The organism is Mucilaginibacter sp. HD30, assembly GCF_054061755.1.
In genome coordinates this window covers 2094855-2112121 of record NZ_JBSSEO010000001.1, presented here as the reverse complement: position 1 = coordinate 2112121, position 17267 = coordinate 2094855, and the positions used below count along the sequence as shown (strand labels likewise).

The 17267-nt window shown below is 41.2% G+C and carries 17 protein-coding genes; 4 read left to right on the top strand and 13 right to left on the bottom strand.

All coding sequences use genetic code 11. From position 1 onward, the window contains the following. Positions 1-27: 27 nt before the first annotated feature. Positions 28-1116, top strand: a complete 1089-nt coding sequence (locus tag ACVW2L_RS10200) for a tetratricopeptide repeat protein (RefSeq protein ID WP_457127858.1) — start codon at positions 28-30, stop codon at positions 1114-1116. A gap of 5 nt (positions 1117-1121) precedes the next feature. On the opposite strand, the gene ACVW2L_RS10195 is transcribed toward ACVW2L_RS10200, so the two are convergent. From ACVW2L_RS10195 to ACVW2L_RS10180, 4 genes are all read right to left on the bottom strand, one after another. Then, positions 1122-3278, bottom strand: coding sequence for a putative porin (locus ACVW2L_RS10195; protein WP_457127857.1), 2157 nt, complete (start codon positions 3276-3278; stop codon positions 1122-1124). After that, a complete protein-coding gene (locus ACVW2L_RS10190; RefSeq protein ID WP_457127856.1) occupies positions 3271-4092 on the bottom strand; it encodes a purine-nucleoside phosphorylase in 822 nt (273 codons plus the stop codon). Before ACVW2L_RS10190 ends, ACVW2L_RS10195 begins: the two co-directional genes overlap by 8 nt. After that, entirely contained in the window at positions 4064-5119 is a 1056-nt protein-coding gene (gene lpxK / locus ACVW2L_RS10185) for a tetraacyldisaccharide 4'-kinase (protein ID WP_457127855.1), read from the bottom strand. Before lpxK ends, ACVW2L_RS10190 begins: the two co-directional genes overlap by 29 nt. 116 nt (positions 5120-5235) lie before the next feature. Continuing rightward, positions 5236-6330 (bottom strand): AI-2E family transporter, encoded by a 1095-nt coding sequence (locus tag ACVW2L_RS10180; RefSeq protein WP_457127854.1) that lies wholly within the window; start codon positions 6328-6330, stop codon positions 5236-5238. A gap of 141 nt (positions 6331-6471) precedes the next feature. Between ACVW2L_RS10180 and ACVW2L_RS10175 the strand changes: the two genes are divergently transcribed. Further along, positions 6472-6648, top strand: coding sequence for a DUF6496 domain-containing protein (locus ACVW2L_RS10175; RefSeq protein ID WP_294794781.1), 177 nt, complete (start codon positions 6472-6474; stop codon positions 6646-6648). A gap of 36 nt (positions 6649-6684) precedes the next feature. Here ACVW2L_RS10175 and ACVW2L_RS10170 read toward each other — a convergent pair whose 3' ends face one another. Genes ACVW2L_RS10170 through ACVW2L_RS10160 form a run of 3 tightly spaced genes read right to left on the bottom strand, consistent with a single transcriptional unit; the run spans position 6685 to position 9572 of the window. Next, positions 6685-7209, bottom strand: coding sequence for a hypothetical protein (locus tag ACVW2L_RS10170; protein WP_457127853.1), 525 nt, complete (start codon positions 7207-7209; stop codon positions 6685-6687). Between the two features lie 59 nt (positions 7210-7268). After that, positions 7269-8258, bottom strand: a complete 990-nt coding sequence (locus ACVW2L_RS10165) for a Gfo/Idh/MocA family protein (protein WP_457127852.1) — start codon at positions 8256-8258, stop codon at positions 7269-7271. Positions 8259-8282: 24 nt separating this feature from the next. Continuing rightward, positions 8283-9572 (bottom strand): bifunctional folylpolyglutamate synthase/dihydrofolate synthase, encoded by a 1290-nt coding sequence (locus ACVW2L_RS10160; protein ID WP_457127851.1) that lies wholly within the window; start codon positions 9570-9572, stop codon positions 8283-8285. A gap of 136 nt (positions 9573-9708) precedes the next feature. On the opposite strand from ACVW2L_RS10160, the gene ACVW2L_RS10155 reads away from it, so the two are divergent. Together ACVW2L_RS10155 and ACVW2L_RS10150 are read left to right on the top strand one after the other, a co-directional pair. Beyond that, positions 9709-10194: a hypothetical protein gene (locus tag ACVW2L_RS10155; RefSeq protein ID WP_457127850.1), complete on the top strand. Its 486-nt coding sequence runs from the start codon at positions 9709-9711 to the stop codon at positions 10192-10194. Between the two features lie 317 nt (positions 10195-10511). Further along, a complete protein-coding gene (locus ACVW2L_RS10150) occupies positions 10512-11690 on the top strand; it encodes an endo-1,4-beta-xylanase (protein ID WP_457127849.1) in 1179 nt (392 codons plus the stop codon). A gap of 104 nt (positions 11691-11794) precedes the next feature. Here the strand turns inward: ACVW2L_RS10150 and ACVW2L_RS10145 are convergent, their stop codons facing one another. The 6 genes from ACVW2L_RS10145 to ACVW2L_RS10120 form a co-directional block, all read right to left on the bottom strand. Beyond that, complete coding sequence (locus ACVW2L_RS10145) at positions 11795-11974, bottom strand: KOW motif-containing protein (protein ID WP_457127848.1); 180 nt, start codon at positions 11972-11974, stop codon at positions 11795-11797. A gap of 176 nt (positions 11975-12150) precedes the next feature. Further along, complete coding sequence (locus ACVW2L_RS10140; RefSeq protein ID WP_457127847.1) at positions 12151-12969, bottom strand: energy transducer TonB; 819 nt, start codon at positions 12967-12969, stop codon at positions 12151-12153. Between the two features lie 69 nt (positions 12970-13038). After that, positions 13039-13440 carry an ExbD/TolR family protein gene (locus ACVW2L_RS10135; RefSeq protein WP_457127846.1) on the bottom strand — a complete coding sequence of 134 codons (402 nt, stop codon included), beginning with the start codon at positions 13438-13440 and terminating at the stop codon, positions 13039-13041. Next, positions 13437-14138 (bottom strand): MotA/TolQ/ExbB proton channel family protein, encoded by a 702-nt coding sequence (locus ACVW2L_RS10130; RefSeq protein ID WP_457127845.1) that lies wholly within the window; start codon positions 14136-14138, stop codon positions 13437-13439. The genes ACVW2L_RS10135 and ACVW2L_RS10130 overlap by 4 nt, the downstream gene beginning before the upstream one ends. A 27-nt stretch (positions 14139-14165) precedes the next feature. After that, positions 14166-15398, bottom strand: a complete 1233-nt coding sequence (locus tag ACVW2L_RS10125) for an HU domain-containing protein (protein WP_457127844.1) — start codon at positions 15396-15398, stop codon at positions 14166-14168. Positions 15399-15447: 49 nt separating this feature from the next. Then, the gene (locus tag ACVW2L_RS10120; RefSeq protein ID WP_457127843.1) at positions 15448-17250 is read right to left on the bottom strand and encodes a hypothetical protein; all 1803 of its coding nucleotides are present in this window, start codon (positions 17248-17250) and stop codon (positions 15448-15450) included. Positions 17251-17267: the final 17 nt, after the last annotated feature.

Here is a 17267-nt window from a genome sequence, read left to right as displayed (position 1 = left end):
GATATTTTTAAGAACTTATCCTTGGTCATGAAATTTTTTTCTCTCTTAATATCGTTAACCTTTTTTTCTTTATCCTCTTTTTGTCAGACAGATCAAAAGCAGGAAAGAGTGATGTTTATTGTAGATAGCATCCCTGTAATAGATGAGCCAGACAAAAGTGAGGGCACTCTTACGAATGAAGACATCGATCATGTAACCGTTATCACCTCTCCTGATAGTTTAAAATTACATGGGTATTCTAATTTAGATAAATTAATAATTGTTATTACTAAAGAATACGCCAAACGGCCCGCCGACGTAAAGAGAATCCCCTCTACTAAAATAATGGAACAAAGAAAGGGCGTTTGGTATTTAATGGGTGCCAAAATTCCCTATTCTGGGCATTTTATCGATTATTTTTATAATGGCAAAATAAAAGGAGACGGAACTTTAAAAGAAGGTATTGTTGATGGTCTTAGAACTACTTACTATTTAAACGGCAATAAAAGTTTTTTTAGAAATTATGTAAACGGAATTGCCGATGGTTATTCAGAGGAGTATTTCAGTAATGGAGCAATTAAACAGAAGGGGACCTTTAAAAAAGGATTGGACGATGGTATATGGCAAGATTTTTACTCAACAGGTGAACTCAAGAGGCAGGCAAACTTTGTGAACTTAAAGGCGGTAATGACAAAGGAAGAGGAAAAATTTTATACTTTACAAGACAAATCGGTTGAGTTGATGAGAAATGGAGATTATGGTGGTGCGATAAAAAAACTCAATGATGCTATCCTGTTGAATAACAACTATGCCGACGCTTATTTTAACAGAGGAACTGCAAAATTAAACAATCTCGATTTTGATAATGCTATTGCAGATTTTGATAAAGCAATAGAATTAGAGCCACTCTACATGGAGGCCCTTGCCAACAGAGCATTTGCAAGAATAAGAAAGTACCAGTTTAAAGATGGCACAACGCTATCAAAAACATCACAAATTACGGTGGTGGCGGCAAAAGATAAGGTAGAAATACCTTTAGAAGACAAAAATAAAATATGTAATGACTTGGCGAAGAGCGTTGAATTGGGTGATACTATTGATATGATATTTGAAGCAATAGAGAGTTATTGTAAATAATAATCTTACTGATAAAAATTCCACCTCACCCCAAATTTCAACATGCTTGACAGTTGCGGATAACGGTAAACCGTGTAATAGCCTTTACTAAATAAACCCTGATTAGCATAATCATACATCACCAGCAAGTCGGTGTTTTTAATGTTGGCTTTTAAAAACACAGAGGCAAAAGGGTAGGAGGAGAACTGCACATCGGCCCCATTATAAAACTGGCCTAAACCAACTGCGTATGAAGGAGCTGAATATGGGGTATTATAACGCACCGTTACGCCTGTTGATGTGCGCAGCACTTTGAATAGAAAAGAATTTAAGTATAAGCTACTGTAAGTATATACCTCCGGAATGCGCAAAGTTTTTTGGTAGTCGGTTTTTTGATAAACTACAAAGTTGTCAAAATGCCAGTTGCCAAACGCGAGGTTTTTACCCGCACTTATTTTTAAAAGGTTAATAGGACTGGAAAGTTGTACCGGATGGGCATCGTTTCCGCCGGGAGAAGATTCGTAATACAGGTAATCGTTCAATAAAAAATATTCAGCTTTAACATCTAACGCTAAAGCATCATTTATATAGTTGAAGGAAAGCGCCGTTGTTTTTTGGTTGGCGAAACTGTTGTTGAAAATATAATGATTACTTACCCAACTGGTAGCAACCAGCGATGGCGAACTGCTTTGCTGGTAAGCATTCAATACAATTCTTCCCGCTTTGTCATTACCGGATAGCAGCAACTTAGCGTCATACAAAAAATCGCCAAAATTGCGGCCAACCACTATCTGATTAACCGTGGCTTGTAAACTCAGCTTGTCGCTAAAGCGATAGCTGGCCCGCCCGTTAAGCGTAATATTTTGAAAATTTGCCTGCTGTTGTTTTTGCGGTAATACCACCTTTACACCAAACTCATTAAGTGTTGTATCAACTACATACTGATTGTAGCTATACAGATCGTGTGTAAGGCCAACATCTAACTTAAACTCGTTTTTTACAAACTGACTTGATTTACCACGCAAGTAAAAACTATAAGAAAACTCGTTTTGAATATTATTTACCGTTAACGAATCTTTAGTTCTATTTGAGCTAAAGTAATAGTCGGGGAAAACATGATAGACATCCTGGTCACCTTGTTGATAAATATATTTTTTCTGGCTTACATTCAGCGTATGCGAAAAGCGCTGTGTAGGCAAAATATTGGCACTGCTTTTATTTTTAACCAAGGTAGTATCAATGCGCCCCACATAGTAAAATTGCTTAATATGCAAGGTGGTCTCCTTTTGGTTAGAAAAAGAATTCGGCAAACGTACACGCTCCGTGTTTTTATCGAACGACCCGCGCGCACTGGTAAAAAGTGAATCATTCAACACAGAACCGGTTTCAGGCGATTTGATGTTATTGAAAATTAACGTAGTTAATAAATTGTATCTTTTGTTAGTTGACTCGTACCAGCTAAAAACATTCCCCGTAAGGTTGCTTACATTTTGTCCTAAAACACTTCTATTAGCATACGTTCCGCGCGAGCCGAGGAAGTTTAAGCTAAATCCCACATTCCAGTTAGGTTTTACGTTTTGTGTGTGAAAAGCTTTAAAAAATTGTTCTTCAGCACCACCTGTTACCATTGTTAAAAGGGTGTACGGCACCCGTGCATTAAAATAGTAAACATCATCCAGGGTGAACTGCCACGGATCAAGCGCGTGTAAGCCAACATCAAAGCCAATGGTTTTGCGTGGCTCAAACAACAAACTGCGGGCCGCGAGCCCCATTGTGCCACCCAGACTTATTTTTGGGTTTCGGGCGTAAAAAAGTGGATTGTAGTTCTCAAAGTCAACAAGCGAAGTATCGAGCGGAAACAACTGCGTGCTATCGCGCAGCAAAGCCTCGTTAGTTATCTTAATAAACCTTGTATTAAATATAACAGAATCCATACGCTGCCTTTCGCGTTTGCGAAGCGTATCAATCATTTGGTCAGAAGTTAACGCCTGGCTTCGGTTTCGCGTAGTGTCATTATAATTTTGGTAACGCGGGTCGTTATTATAATTACCGTTGTTGCTGCCGTTATTGTAACCGCCATTGTTATACCCACCGTTGTTGTACGGTGGTCCGTTTTGTGCAACAGTTGTTGTAACCCAAAAGCAAATAAATAAGAATAAAAGAAGCGTTAATCTATCAGGCATTTAAACTCGCTATCAGTTCTTTTAAAATCAACGTCATGTTCGGCTCAGCAGCTTGCGCAACGCCAATGATCTCTTCAACCGAAACAGGTACAAGTTCTTCTCCAAAACCTTCATCAGTGAGTACAGATATGGCAAAAACCGGCAAACTCATGTGTTTGGCCACTATAACTTCGGGTACCGTGCTCATGCCTACTGCATCGCCGCCAATAATACGCAGATAGCGATATTCGGCCCTTGTTTCCAAATTTGGCCCTGATACAGCTACGTATACCCCTTTGTGGCAGGTAATGTTGTTTTGTTTGGCAATATTAAGCGCTTTAGCTATCAAAGTATGTTGATAAGGCTGGCTCATATCCGGGAAACGCGGCCCCAACTCTTCGTTATTGCGGCCTGCCAGAGGGTTTTCTGGTTGCAGGTTAATATGATCAGCAATTACCATCAGATCGCCTTTTTTAAATTCGGGGTTTAAGGATCCGCTCGCGTTTGAAACAAACAGGGTTTTTATTCCCAGCATTTTCATCACCCTAACGGGGAAAGTTATCTCCTGCATGCTGTAACCTTCATAGTAATGCAGGCGCCCTTGCATGGCAACAACTTTTACACCGGCTAACTTTCCGAATATCAACTTACCCGAGTGAAACTCCAGGGTTGAGATAGGAAAATCAGGAATGTTGGAATACATCAGCTGTTTCTCAACCTCAATTTCGTTAACCAGGCCGCCTAAACCGGTGCCTAATATTATGCCTACTTCGGGTTCAAAGTCGCCTATCCGTTTTTTTATATAACTAACTGTGTGGTAGATGTTCTCTAACATAATTTAAAACTGTTTGATCAAAATTTTGCTGATGGTGTAAAAATTTAACGCCTATGGGCTGTATATATACCGGCAGCTGATTAAGTATTTCTTTGAGTTCATGCAATCCTAAACGCTGTGCATCCTTTTCTGTTGTGATGATCAGTTTTTTTTGTGATTTGCATGCACTAAAGTCATCGGCAAGTTTAGTGATATTTTTTAAGCTAAAGCTGTGATGATCTGGATAATTGTGATGTATAACGTTTAAAGTTTGTGTTTTTATATGGTCAACCAGCGGAGTGGGGTTAGCTATGCCCGTTAGCAGAAATACGGTGGTGCCTGCATCATCAATTTCTGCACTGGCACGGCTCCCGGCTATATCATATAATGGCATATAGCTTATAGTTGAAAAATACAACTGCTGATAGGGTAGCGGGTTTATTTTATCAGCTATTTTTTTCTGCATAGCATCGTTAATATTTTCCGGGCATTTGCTAATTACAATTATATCTGCTCGCCAGCGGCCGCTAAATGGTTCGCGCAGGTTTCCGGCAGGCAATAGAAATTGGGCCTGCTTAATACTGTTATAATCAAATAACAATATACTTAATCCGGGTTTTACTGCTCTGTGCTGGTAGGCATCGTCCAGAATGATAACATCGTGATGGCCTTTCAATTGTTCAATTCCAACCACCCGTTTCTCGCAGACCGCCACCGTAAGTTCCGGGAACTTATATTTAAACTGCGCCGGTTCATCACCAATTTGGCTTGCGTTAGTGTTTTTATCTGCTACCAGAAATCCTTTGGTGGTCCGCCCGTAACCCCTGCTAAGTGTAGCCAGTTTGTTATTGGTTTTGAGCAGGCGAATTAAATACTCTGTCATAGGGCTTTTACCTACGCCACCAATCTCCAGGTTGCCTACAGCAATAACCGGTATGTCGAACTCCCGGCTCACCAACAAGCCGGCATCATAAAGCCAGTTGCGCATTATGATAATGAGGCCATAAACCAGAGAGAATGGAAATAAAAGCAAGCGCAGGTATTTCATACAGCGAAGATAGTGATTGATTGAAGATTGGATAATTAAAGATTAGTAATAGCCGATGTATTCTTCAGAGATAATTAAGGTGTCGTTATAAACTAATCTTTACAAACCAATCTACCTCACTCCGTTTTCATTCTCTTTTTAGCTGCCGGTTTAAACTCATAATCGCCGCCAAGCAAGTAGCCCCACGGTTTGGTGCTTTCTATCCTGTCAAATATAATTTTGAATATAGCTATAACGGGAATGGAAAGAAACATACCCGACAACCCCCACAACATTTCGCCTAAAATGATGCCTAAAAAGGTTATTAATGCATTCAGCCTTACTTTTGATCCAACAACTGTGGGTAGCAATAAATTAGCATCAACAGCATGTATAACAATTATGCTTACAGCAACTGCAACAGTATTAGTTATTGGCCCTGTGGCAAAAGTTATCAGCACACTTAAAATCAGCGCTGTAAAGATGCCGAGATACGGTATTATGTTGAAAAGGCCAACCATCAGGCCGAGTAATACAGCGTATTTAATATCTATCATCCAGAAAGCGGTGCAGGCAACTGCGGCAACTATTATCATCTCAAATAATAATCCCAAAATGTACTGACGCAGGATGCTTTGTATGTTTTGAGCAATATCGTGTACGACATGTCCGTGTTCATCTGTAAATACTTTTAATACAAACCGATACAGCAACCTGCGGTAAAACAATATAAAAAACGTAAAGATTATTATAAAAGCATAGAACAACCTTAACGACGATACCGCGCCAAACGTGGTAGTAATAACCTGGCTGCCAGATGAAAGTAGTTTTTTTGCCGTATCATCCACCATTGTTTTTTGGCTTTCCAAATTGATGCTTAATCTTCCCTGTATCCATAGCGATACGTCGTTAATTGATTGTGTAAGCTGATTTTTAAGCATCGGCCAGTCTGCCGTTAAACGCGATATTTGAGCCCCTACCAAATAAAGTATCGCAATAACCATAGCTGCCAGGAGAATAACCGATAAAAACGAGGATATGGAACGAGGCATACGCAGCTTACGTTCAAAAAAATTAGAGAGCGGCAGCAACAATATGGCGAACAGAAAGCCAAACATAAGCGGATCAAGCAATTCTTTGCCCTGCACAATCAAATATCCCAACACTACAAAACCTATCAGAGTAAAGGCTAAGCGTTCGTAAAATGGGGCAATTATTTTTTTTGATACCATGTTGTCGTTTTTTTAAACTAACGCCCTTAAGCTGCCATTTATTTGTTTTGAATATAGTAATATAATAATAAACAGAGACGGTGCCATATAAAATGGCAAACATTTTGCTGAATAGTCAATTATTTACCTAATGAAAATGTTATGGCAAAGTATTCGGAAAAAGCAGGTGAAAAAGTAGAAAAAACCATGCACGAAATGAAGGAAGGCAAACTTAAAAGCGGCAGCGGCAAAAAAGTTACCAGCAAAAAACAGGCTGTAGCCATTGGCCTGTCAGAAGCGCGGAAAGAAGGCGCTAAGGTTCCTAAAAAGAAAGATTGAGCTGTAAGCAAGCGCCACATTGACAAATGTGGCCTTTTACTTTTTAATAAGTTCCGTAGCTATCCAATTCTCTAACTTGCCTTCACTTTCTAACTGGGCAAGCATCTCCACGTTTTTGTCTCGCGAGTGTTTTTTTTCTGCGCCGTATTTTGTAATTACGGCTTTAAATCCAGCCAGTTTTGCTTTGTTAATATCAAAGATTGTTTTATCTGCGTGGGTTTGCAAGGTATACTTTGTATACCCGCCCATATACGCAAAAAGCAACTCTTTATTTTTTTCCATTATTTTCATAAGGATATCATCGCTAACTTCTACGGTAACTGTAGGGCTGCCAGACATCCATGCTAAAAAAAACGAATTTGCGATCTGTCTTTCGCCATTTTTCGGATTCCATGGCGTTTGTTCTAACCAGTTGATGACGTTTATAACGTCTTTTTCATATTTGTTATAATCTTCCGGAGTTGTAAGGGAATAACTTTTAGGCACAGGAGATAGCTGTGCCAGGCTATTTAAGCTGGCGGTCAAAAAAAATACCGTAAATAAATAGGTAATAACTCTCATAAAAGTTTAAGTACTATTTTTACTAAATTAGATATTTTTTTTAAAATCAACTATTTCCTTCATTTTAAGGCAGGTTTGGCAAAGGCGTCTATAATATCCATTAAAACAATTGCATCATCCAAACTGCAAGGATTATCCCCCTCTCCATTAAAATAATTAACTACCTTTTCTATCATAGGGTAACCAATATGTGTGGGTTGAACAAACGTTTTTGCGGTTTCGCCATCGCCGTTCTTTAATGTTACAGTATAAGGGTCATTAAAAAACGGAAAACTAATGCTACCCTTTGAGCCAACTATTACACATTCATCTGCAACTTCAGACGGTGCAACATTAAAACACCACGAGCCGTTTACTACAACACCGTTCTCAAAAATTATGCTGCCGCAGGTATGGTCGGTAGCGCCATATGCGCCGGCCTGATTAATAGAAAATCCACTGTATTTTACCGGTGCACCAAAATAAAACAGCATTTGATCTAACTGATGGGGCGAAAGATCATTAAAATAACCACCGCCAGATAGATGGGGCATAATACGCCAGTTATCCGGTGATAGGTCTTCATTATCCGGCTTTGCGGTTTTCCACGTTCTTATTTGCACACTGCGTACATCGCCAATTGCACCACTATCCAACAGGTCTTTAACATACAGGTACATAGGCAACGCCCTGCGATAGTGCGCTACTGAAAGCTTGCCGCTGCTTTGCTTTAATGCCGCGGCCATTTGCCGGGCTTCGTTTGCGTTAATTGTTACCGGTTTATCTACGTAAACATTTAAACCACGTTTAAGGCACGCAATGGCATACGCTAAATGGGAGGACGGCGGCGTGGCCACATACACTGCATTTATCTCTGCGTTGTCTAACAACTGCTCTGCATCGCTGTACCATTTACCTACGCCATGTCTACGTGCGTAATCCTCTGCTTTGGCTGCGTCCCGGCGCATTACAGCTATCAGCCTGCTGTTAGGTGCTTTGTAAAGTGGCGGCCCGCTTTTTATCTCGGTAACATCGCCGCAGCCAATTATACCCCAGTTTATTGTTCCCATGCTATTAATTGCTTATGCTATCATTTAAATTATCTCGGCCACTACAAACGTACTGCCCCCCACAAAAACCAGATCTTTGGGTCCCGCGTTTATCTGCGCTGCGGCTAATGCTTCTTTTACTGACGGATAGCTTTCGCCATGCAAATCAAAATCGCGCGCTTTTTTACGTAAATCCTTAGCATCTAAGCCGCGCGGAATATCCGGACGGCAGAAGTAATATATTGCGTTTTTAGGCAAGAGCGCCAAAACTTTGCTGCTATCCTTATCGCTAACCATGCCTATAACAAAATGCAATTGTTGGTGCGGTGTCGCGGTAATGTTTTTCAGCACTTCCTGGATACCATCCGGATTATGGCCCGTATCGCAAATGGTCAGTGGCGATTGATTCAAAACTTCCCACCGCCCATGTAAACCTGTAAGTGTTTTTACTTTACTTAAGGCAGTTTTTACATGTTCATCAGTTATAACGAAGCCCTGACTGCGCAGTTCATCAACCGAGCTTAACACGGTTTTTATATTTTTAAGCTGATAACTGCCCACCAGATCCAGTTGTAATAAATAGGTGTGCTGTTTGAGGATATTTGAAGCCGCAACGCTTAGCTGCTGATTAATTACGCTGTCCTTTATTTCTATATTCCATTCGTCTGCTGCAAAACTAATGGGTGCCCCCACATCATCAGCTTTTTTTATAAACACATCAGCTACTTCATCCTGGCGTTCGCCAATTATAGCGGGGATGTTCGGCTTAATTATACCTGCTTTTTCAGCTGCAATAAAGGGGAGCGTATTGCCCAGCAGATCTGTATGGTCCCAACCTATATTGGTAATTACAGATAGTAATGGCGTGATAACGTTAGTAGAGTCGAGCCGGCCGCCTAAGCCGGTTTCAATAATGGCAATCTCAACCTGTTCGTTTGCAAAACATTCAAAGGCCAGGCCTACAGTCATTTCAAAGAACGACAGGTTTAGCCGTTCAATATCGTTGTTGTAACGCGCTACAAAATCAATAACGGCTTGTTTGCTGATCATTTCACCATTCAAGCGTATCCGTTCCCGGAAATCTTTTAAATGCGGCGATGTATAGAGGCCCGTTTTGTAACCTGCGGTTTGCAGTATAGCAGCCAGCATGTGCGACGTGGACCCCTTGCCGTTGGTGCCCGCTATGTGTACGCTCTTAAATTTAGTTTCGGGATGATTGAGTAGCTTACAGAGCGCTATAGTGTTACTTAGATCCTTAGTAATAGCGGCCGCCCCTGTGCGCGAGAACATAGGCAGGCGGGTATAGAGATAATTGATGGTTTGCTGATAGTCCATAAGGTTGCAGCGGTAAATTTAACAGAATTATAGATGGGTTTTTATACTAACGTAATTGTGAGCATTGTTTACCGGCAAATTAACCAAAATGCTTATTTTTGAAAAGTTTAGTCTTTTAAGTATACTTACACTCGTAATGAGAAAATTTCTGTTAGTACTGTTAATATTAGGTTGGGGCGCGTCTGCCGGGGCGCAAAGTATAAGTTTGTTAAACCTGATGAACTTAACCAGCCTTAGTAACCAACAGGCGGCAGACGACATTGCTGCACGCAAAGTTTTTAAGTTGCAGTATGGAGAAGAAGTAGACGGCTTTTTAATAGAGGCTTACACAACCACTGCGCCAAGTAATAAGGTAGAAACCATTATTGTGGGCCGCGGGTTTAAACTGGCCAGCGGCGGGGTGTTGCATACAGCCAGTTATGTTAGCGCCAATACAAAGGATGTTATTAAGCTGATGGCTCAGGCAAAGGGAGCAAACCTAAAGCAAAGCTTCCATGGAGCTGATAATAAAGATAACATTTATATTTACGACAGCATTTTATACCACATGATGGTGCGCATAAGTCTTGATGGTACCCGCTCGGCCGTTGATATTAGCGAGAAACAGCTTTTTATCGAGTAACACTGACGGTGTTGCAAAAAATATGCGTTCCCGAGGCAAAAAAAACCTAATTAATTGAATATTAGTACTTTATATATTTTGCTTTCGATTACTTATTCGTCAGCAAAATCAGCTGTGGATTACTTATAAGTTACTGATTATAAGCGTACTGTAAAACATAAAAATAGGCAGTTTCTCTGCAGTTTTTGCAACACTATATCAACAGATTAGCAACACTATAGCAACAGTTTTAGCACAGTGATAAACTTTATAATAGACATGTTAGTAATTTAAATATTATTTAGATTTATCAATTGAAACCAATTAGCTACTAAACCATGAAAAAGTATTTCAGAAAGGACATAGCCCTTATTGCGGCGGCGTTTGCAATTGTATTCTGCTATATCCAATGTTCTCCTAAACTTAGCCCAACTATTGCGGCTGTGCCAAATACTACGCCACAAGCTGATTTAAACAAGGGGCTGAAAGATTACTTTAAAGATGATTTTTTGGTTGGCGTGGCAGTGGGTTCCAGATCAATAAGAACAGACTCTCCTTTAATAACCAGGGAATTTAATAGCGTGACAGCAGAGAACGACATGAAAGTGGGGATTATACATCCAACGGAAGGCACTTACAACTGGAAGAATGCTGACGATATTGTAGCCTTTGCAGAAAGACATAAAATTAACATACGCGGCCATAATTTGCTTTGGCACACGCAAAATGCCGAGTGGATGTTTGTAGGGCCGGATGGGAAACAGGCTACAAAAGAGTTGGTGTTAAAGCGCCTAAAGGAACACATCTATACAGTGATGAACCGCTACAAAGGCAAAATTTATGCATGGGATGTGGTGAACGAAGCTATTGATGACAGCCAGGACCCTACAGTGATGTACCGCAAAACTAAATGGCTGGAAATATTTGACGGGCCTGAGTTTATAGACGCAGCTTTCAGGTTTGCGCACGAGGCGGATTCTAAAGCAAAGTTATATTACAATGAGTTTAACAGCGAGCGTGAGGTTAAACGCGAAAAGATATTTAAACTGATGAAAAGGCTGAAGGCTAACGGCGTACCGATTGACGGGGTGGGTTTTCAGGCGCATTGGTCATTAGATTATCCAACGGCTACGCAACTGCGTACTGCCCTGGATGAGATAGTTTCATTAGGTTTAGAGGTGCAAATTACCGAACTGGACCTAACAATTCATCCAAGGCCTTTAGGCGCACCAGCACCCACAACACCACCTGTTGACCTTGGTTATACTCCCGAATTAGAGGCCCGGCAAGTAGCGAAATATAAAGAGATATTTGACATATTAAGGGCGTATAAAAAGAATATAAAAGCTGTTACCTTTTGGAAAGTTAGCGACAGAGGAAGTTGGTTAGATAGCCGTGGGGGTGGCTCGGCAGGTGATGTGAAACCTGCCACGCCAATGATGCTTAAAGCTTACCCGCTATTGTTTGATGTTAACAGTCAACGTAAGAAAGCGTATTGGGCGGTTGTGAATAAATGATTTTTGCCCCCGCAGCGTTTCTCACAGCGTACACTGCAACAGAAACAACATTGTGCCTCGCAGGGTCCCTTTCAAAAGATGCTGCGGGACAAAGCACTACGTTTTTAAGAAGTTAATGCTACGTTTTTAGCCAACGTTTTAAAACGATCACCATCGGCTTGTACAACGGTAATGGTAACTGCGCCCGTTTTACTGGTGTTAATGTCGCGCACAATGCCCGCTTTACCTTTGTGGGTACCACCAATTACTTTACACGACGCTCCGTCTGATATTTCTTTACTCATGGCAGAAAATATATAATTATAATTATAAATATAGACGATTTTTAATTACAAGCAGAATGCCTGCATGCTGTATGCCTCAGGGGTGAGCATCAAACGATGAGAATTAGCGACAATGAAAACCTGGAAATTGGTATCAGTAACTATGAACCATAAACTATGATCCATCAACCAAAAACCTACTGCGCCTTAAACATAAACGTTACGGTGCCCAGCTGCTGTTCCTGCGCATTTTCAAGTGCGTTAAGGTGTGCATCACGAACGGCGTCTTCGCATTTATCCAGCAACGCGGCATCGGTAATGGTAGTGCCGCGGGCGCCTGCACGGGCATACACAACCGTACCATTTTTGTCAACACGCAGTTCCACCACCACTCGGCCTGTTTGCCTACCGGTATAAGTCACTATTGGTCTTGATGTAAAGCTACGTTGAGCCATCGTTAAGTTACCCCCGTTACCTGATCCGGTACCGTCATAATTATTGGTAAGAGTGCTACCTGTAGGTTTGCCCTGGTTGCCGGGCGCGTTGCCGTTGCCATCACCCTCGCCAACGCCGTTGTTGGTTTTGCCTTTGTATAACGCGTTTTGGTTAACTGTTGGTTTTGCTTCAGTTTTATTGGGTTGCGTAGCTACAGTACTGCTTGGTTTCTTAGTGTTTGCCGCAACTTCGGGCGCATCTTCGCTATTTTGAGTTACAACATTTTTATCGCTGCTTTCAACCTGGGTTTTCTCCGGGGTGGGGGTGGCGTCGGTTACTTTATCGGGCTTGGTATTGTTGGCGTTCTCAGCAACCGATGGCTCATCAATACTCATATAATCGCTGCCCATACCTTCATCAACCGTACCGTAATTTACCAATATACCGCCTGTACCGTTTTCGGGCAGGGCAGGCGTACCGAACACAATAAACCAGCACGCAGCAATAAGCACAGCCATAATTATGCCTGTAGCTAAAAATGCTTTGGGATAGTTGTTTTCTTCGTGTTCGTAGTTAGTCATTTGTCATTTGTCATTATGTCATTGGTAATCCGGTATAACCTAATCAACCAATCTCTAGTTAACTAATCACTAATTTTTCGGTTCTGTTGCCAAAACAAGTTTCATATTCAATTTTTGGGCCGTGTCCATCACTTGTACCACATCTTGTATAGCAACCGTTTTTTCTACATATAAAACAATGGTTAGTTCTGTTGCCAGTTTTTTGTAACCCTCCAGGGTGCTGCTCAAATTGGCAACGGGTATTTCCTTTTTATCAACGTAATATTTCAGGTCCTGAGTTATAGATACTACTATCGTTTTTTTTGAGATCGATTTCCCGCTGGATGATTTAGGCAGCATCAATTTAATAACGTTGGGATTTGCTACCGTTGACGCAATGAGGAAAAACAAAAGCAGGAAGAACATGATATCGTTCATAGCCGAAGTATGTACTTCGGCAGAAGCTCCTCTTTTTCTTTTTCTTAAATTCATTTGCTTGGTTCTTCTAACAGGTCAATAAATTCAATTGCGTCTGTTTCCAGTTTTAATATCACTTTATCCACCATCATATTCAAAATGTGGTAGCATATATAAGCTATCATACCTACAAATAAGCCAGCAGCCGATGTTACCATCTTTACATACAAACCAGCTGATATTGTGCCTATACCTATATCACCTGTTTGTGAGATATCAAAAAATATTTTTATTACGCCGGCTATTGTTCCTAAAAAGCCTAACATGGGGGCTATGCCAGCTATAATGCCCAAAATACCTATGTTTTTTTCGAGTTTTGATACCTCTAACTTGCCAATGTTTTCAACAGCGCCCTCAATGTCTTTTATAGGGCGGCCTATGCGTAATAATCCTTTTTGCAGCATGCGGCCCAAAGGCGTGTTGCTGTTGCGGCAAATTGCAATGGCAGAGTCAAGATTACCCGCTAATACGCTGCCACGGATCTGCTGGATTAACTGCGACTCATTTTTTGCGGCTTTGCGGATGGTAAAATATCGCTCAAAAAATATGACTAAACCTAATACCGCTAAAATACCTATGGGTAGCATAACCCAGCCGCCTTTTAATAAAAGGTCGCCAAAACGTAGTTCTTGTGGTGGTGCGGTCGCTAACTGTTGCGCGGTGCGGTTTGCGGTATCCGCCAATTGGCTAATGGTATCTGTAACTGCCTGCATTATGTATAATTATAGTTCTTTATTGGTTTAATTTTGTTCGGGTATTTCTATGGTATAGGCCCACTTGTTTAATTTACCTTCTTTTATAAGCTTTTGTTTAAAAGCCTCGCTTTCACTTATTGACGTAAAGTTGCCTAATGAAATTTTAATAAGCTTCCCCGGCCTGTCTTCAGCCAGTTTAGCGTTAAGCAGGCCCATCGCCTTGTATTTTTTTACCGCTTCGTTAGCTGCCCATAAATTTTTAAAGCCTTTCCCTGTTATTAATTCAAAGCGGGCTCTTGCAATTGTATCTGCTGCAACAACACTTGTCGTATCATTTAACGTATTATCAGCGCTATCAGTATTTGCTGTATCAAGTGCGGGAACTTCAATTGTGTTTGGTCGCGTTTCTACAGCGGTGACTGGCTGATCGTTTTTCCAAAATTGTAGCTTGTTAAAAGTATCCGGGGAATACATGTAAAGTGCCAAAACACCAACTGCTAATACGGCAACTATAACAAGCGATATCAGTATGCTCCGTAAGGGACCACTGCGTTCTTCCTCCTCTTCGGGCAGATCAAGAAAAGCTTCGTCATAAGCTGATGATGTATGAGGCTCAAGCGTTTCTTCCGGATGGTTACTAAAAGGTTCCACATAGTTTGATGATATGGAATCTTCAAATTTATCGGCAACAAGAGGCGAAACTTTTTCTTCAGCTATAGGCGCAAACTTTTCCTCAGCAACAGGAGTGAATGTCTTTTCGCTAACAGGTTCGATGCTTTTATTAACAAATTCAACTTTCTCTTCTTCAGTGTTGTGATAAGAAAACGCAGTTTCGGGTGCGGACTGATGCTGACGGGCAGACGCATTACTTAACTTAGTGATCCTGATAGGAACATACCCGTAAAGTTCGGAGTCGTCAAGTAACCTGTCATTTGGTCTAAATGAAAGCTCGGACCTGTCAGTAAAAAAATAGCCCATATTACCCAGCGGTACATCTGCAACTATAGCCTGCAAGCGCAGGTTGGCAACGTATTTTTGAATAAAATATTTAGCAGATGTAAGCGATATGTGTTTTTTAGCAACCAAATATTCAGCTAATTCATCATTATCTACGTCAACCTGCGGCTCAAAATGTACTTTGTTATACGGCGGGTAAAAAAGTTCTTCCCTCTCATCATAATAAGCGCTCATGCGTATTTGCGAAAAGTTTCCCAAGCCGGCTACCTTTACTTCGCCCTGCTGTACTAAAAACTCACCCAAATAAAAACCTACATCCATGGGCTAAAAGTAAGGGATAATCGCATAACATCAAAACCAGTGATGCCCTTTAAAAGCTATAACTTGCGCCGCCAAATATATTAAAGCCATAATTTTGATAATACAGCCAGTTTTGACTGTCAGCGTTCAGGATGTTGTTAACCTGCCCAAATATGGTTATCTTCTTTGTTACCTTATATTCAACTCCGCCACTCAGATCTGCAAACGCGTCTATAGCAGAGCGGGTAGCTCCGGCTGCCTGCATAGAGGCGCTTACGTAAGGATCAAAAGTTTGGCCCCTGTACAACAGCGTGCCGTTTACAATAACCTTATCATTAATACGTATAGAGGCTCCGCCTTTCAGTTTAAATTTGGGAAGATTCCAGGCAGTTTTTTCTGACGCCAACTGATAATCCACAAATTCAACGCTCCCGAAAATATTTACATCCTCGGTTGCTTTGTAATCAAGTTCGCCGTTGAAGCCGTTTACGCGCGCAGTGCCATCGTCATATAAAACTTTAAACTTGTTGTATCCTGCCGCTATATTAAAATTGCTTACCATCAAAGGCATATTTTTAACGCTGTTACGGTAAATAGTGGCTTTAAAGTTTAAGCCGGGGGCTAGTGTACCTTTTAATCCCGCGCTTATATCCAATTCGTCAACCGAGTTGCGGATGCCGAGATTTTGGCCAAGAAAAGGGTTTACAGCATAAAAATTCCTCAACGTTGATTTATTGATGTCGCCTTTGGCTTCAACAAACAAGCGGGCATATTTGGGTATAACCTGCAACTCGGCTTTTGCCGCCGGAAATATAAAAAAGCGCGATGAAAAGCCAAATTCGGTGGCAAGGGTAACGCCTGCATCAATTTTGTAATTGGTACCCTGAAATTTTATGTAAGGATTAACACGTGCAATGCTGTTATTGATGGAGTATTGCTCGTCTTTTTGTGTGGTCAGATCAAGCGATGCGCTTGCACCCGCGTAAAACTGCTTAATGGTTTGATTTAAAAATCCGGATATGGCAACATTGTTTTCGCGTGCTTTAAACCTGTCCGCAAAACCATAGCCCTGCAACTTAAGCGCATAAGTAAAATCATTTTCCACATCGCGGTAATTCTTAACCAGTTCACCTTCGGCGCTTATGGTATTAAAATATTGATGGGCAGGGAAGAAGTTTGCGGCAGGGGGTGGGTCATAAGGATTGTAACCGTAAAAGTTGTTACTGCGATTACTGAAGTCAATACGCCCGCTCAGTGAATTTACAGAGCCTATACTTTTGCCAAATACACCAACCTGATTGGTAATGGTATTCTGTTTTTCAAAAGCAGTGCCGCTTTGGCCAAAATGTTTAAAATAGCCCGCAACCTGCAGGGCTTCGTCTTTGCCATTACCAAAATAGCCCTCGGCAAAGGTAGTTTTAAGGCTCCCGACACCGGCCCTGACAAAATTGTTCGTCGGGATTGAATCTACCTCTGCAGGCATACGCATGGCGTTTAGCTGTTTTATATCCGTATTGCGTTCCAAACGCTTGTCAATAGGTGTATAGGTAAGCGGTGCCTTAAACGGTGCCTTATCTTCCATATCAGGGTTACGGCGCAGCTTAACAGCGTCGGCCAAAACTGGTTTGTATGCCGTAGTAATCACAATTTCTTCAGACAGGCTACCACCGCTTTGCTGCGCATTATTAGCTGCTCCACCGTTTTTAGTTGTATCAACTTTAATCTTTGATGCAGCATCGCCAATGTTTTGTGCATCGGCCTTTTTTGGCTGCGTTGCTGGTTTTTGCGCAGGTCTTCTTTGCGCATCTGCGCCCAGAGTAAAGCAAAGCACCATCAGTAAGGTAAGCAGGGTAAGTGTGTATCTCAATTTCATTGCTTTTGTATAGTATT

Bases quoted from the DNA above. Each gene is read 5' to 3' on its own strand.
- ACVW2L_RS10145 (WP_457127848.1), bottom strand. From the start codon at position 11,974: ATGAGTAAAGAAATATCAGACGGAGCGTCGTGTAAAGTAATTGGTGGT.
- ACVW2L_RS10120 (WP_457127843.1), bottom strand. From the start codon at position 17,250: ATGAAATTGAGATACACACTTACCCTGCTTACCTTACTGATGGTGCTT.
- ACVW2L_RS10190 (WP_457127856.1), bottom strand. From the start codon at position 4,092: ATGTTAGAGAACATCTACCACACAGTTAGTTATATAAAAAAACGGATA.
- ACVW2L_RS10175 (WP_294794781.1), top strand. From the start codon at position 6,472: ATGGCAAAGTATTCGGAAAAAGCAGGTGAAAAAGTAGAAAAAACCATG.
- ACVW2L_RS10180 (WP_457127854.1), bottom strand. From the start codon at position 6,330: ATGGTATCAAAAAAAATAATTGCCCCATTTTACGAACGCTTAGCCTTT.
- ACVW2L_RS10170 (WP_457127853.1), bottom strand. From the start codon at position 7,209: ATGAGAGTTATTACCTATTTATTTACGGTATTTTTTTTGACCGCCAGC.
- ACVW2L_RS10195 (WP_457127857.1), bottom strand. From the start codon at position 3,278: ATGCCTGATAGATTAACGCTTCTTTTATTCTTATTTATTTGCTTTTGG.
- ACVW2L_RS10200 (WP_457127858.1), top strand. From the start codon at position 28: ATGAAATTTTTTTCTCTCTTAATATCGTTAACCTTTTTTTCTTTATCC.
- ACVW2L_RS10125 (WP_457127844.1), bottom strand. From the start codon at position 15,398: ATGGATGTAGGTTTTTATTTGGGTGAGTTTTTAGTACAGCAGGGCGAA.
- ACVW2L_RS10135 (WP_457127846.1), bottom strand. From the start codon at position 13,440: ATGAATTTAAGAAAAAGAAAAAGAGGAGCTTCTGCCGAAGTACATACT.
- ACVW2L_RS10150 (WP_457127849.1), top strand. From the start codon at position 10,512: ATGAAAAAGTATTTCAGAAAGGACATAGCCCTTATTGCGGCGGCGTTT.
- ACVW2L_RS10130 (WP_457127845.1), bottom strand. From the start codon at position 14,138: ATGCAGGCAGTTACAGATACCATTAGCCAATTGGCGGATACCGCAAAC.
- ACVW2L_RS10155 (WP_457127850.1), top strand. From the start codon at position 9,709: ATGAGAAAATTTCTGTTAGTACTGTTAATATTAGGTTGGGGCGCGTCT.
- ACVW2L_RS10165 (WP_457127852.1), bottom strand. From the start codon at position 8,258: ATGGGAACAATAAACTGGGGTATAATTGGCTGCGGCGATGTTACCGAG.
- lpxK (WP_457127855.1), bottom strand. From the start codon at position 5,119: ATGAAATACCTGCGCTTGCTTTTATTTCCATTCTCTCTGGTTTATGGC.
- ACVW2L_RS10160 (WP_457127851.1), bottom strand. From the start codon at position 9,572: ATGGACTATCAGCAAACCATCAATTATCTCTATACCCGCCTGCCTATG.
- ACVW2L_RS10140 (WP_457127847.1), bottom strand. From the start codon at position 12,969: ATGACTAACTACGAACACGAAGAAAACAACTATCCCAAAGCATTTTTA.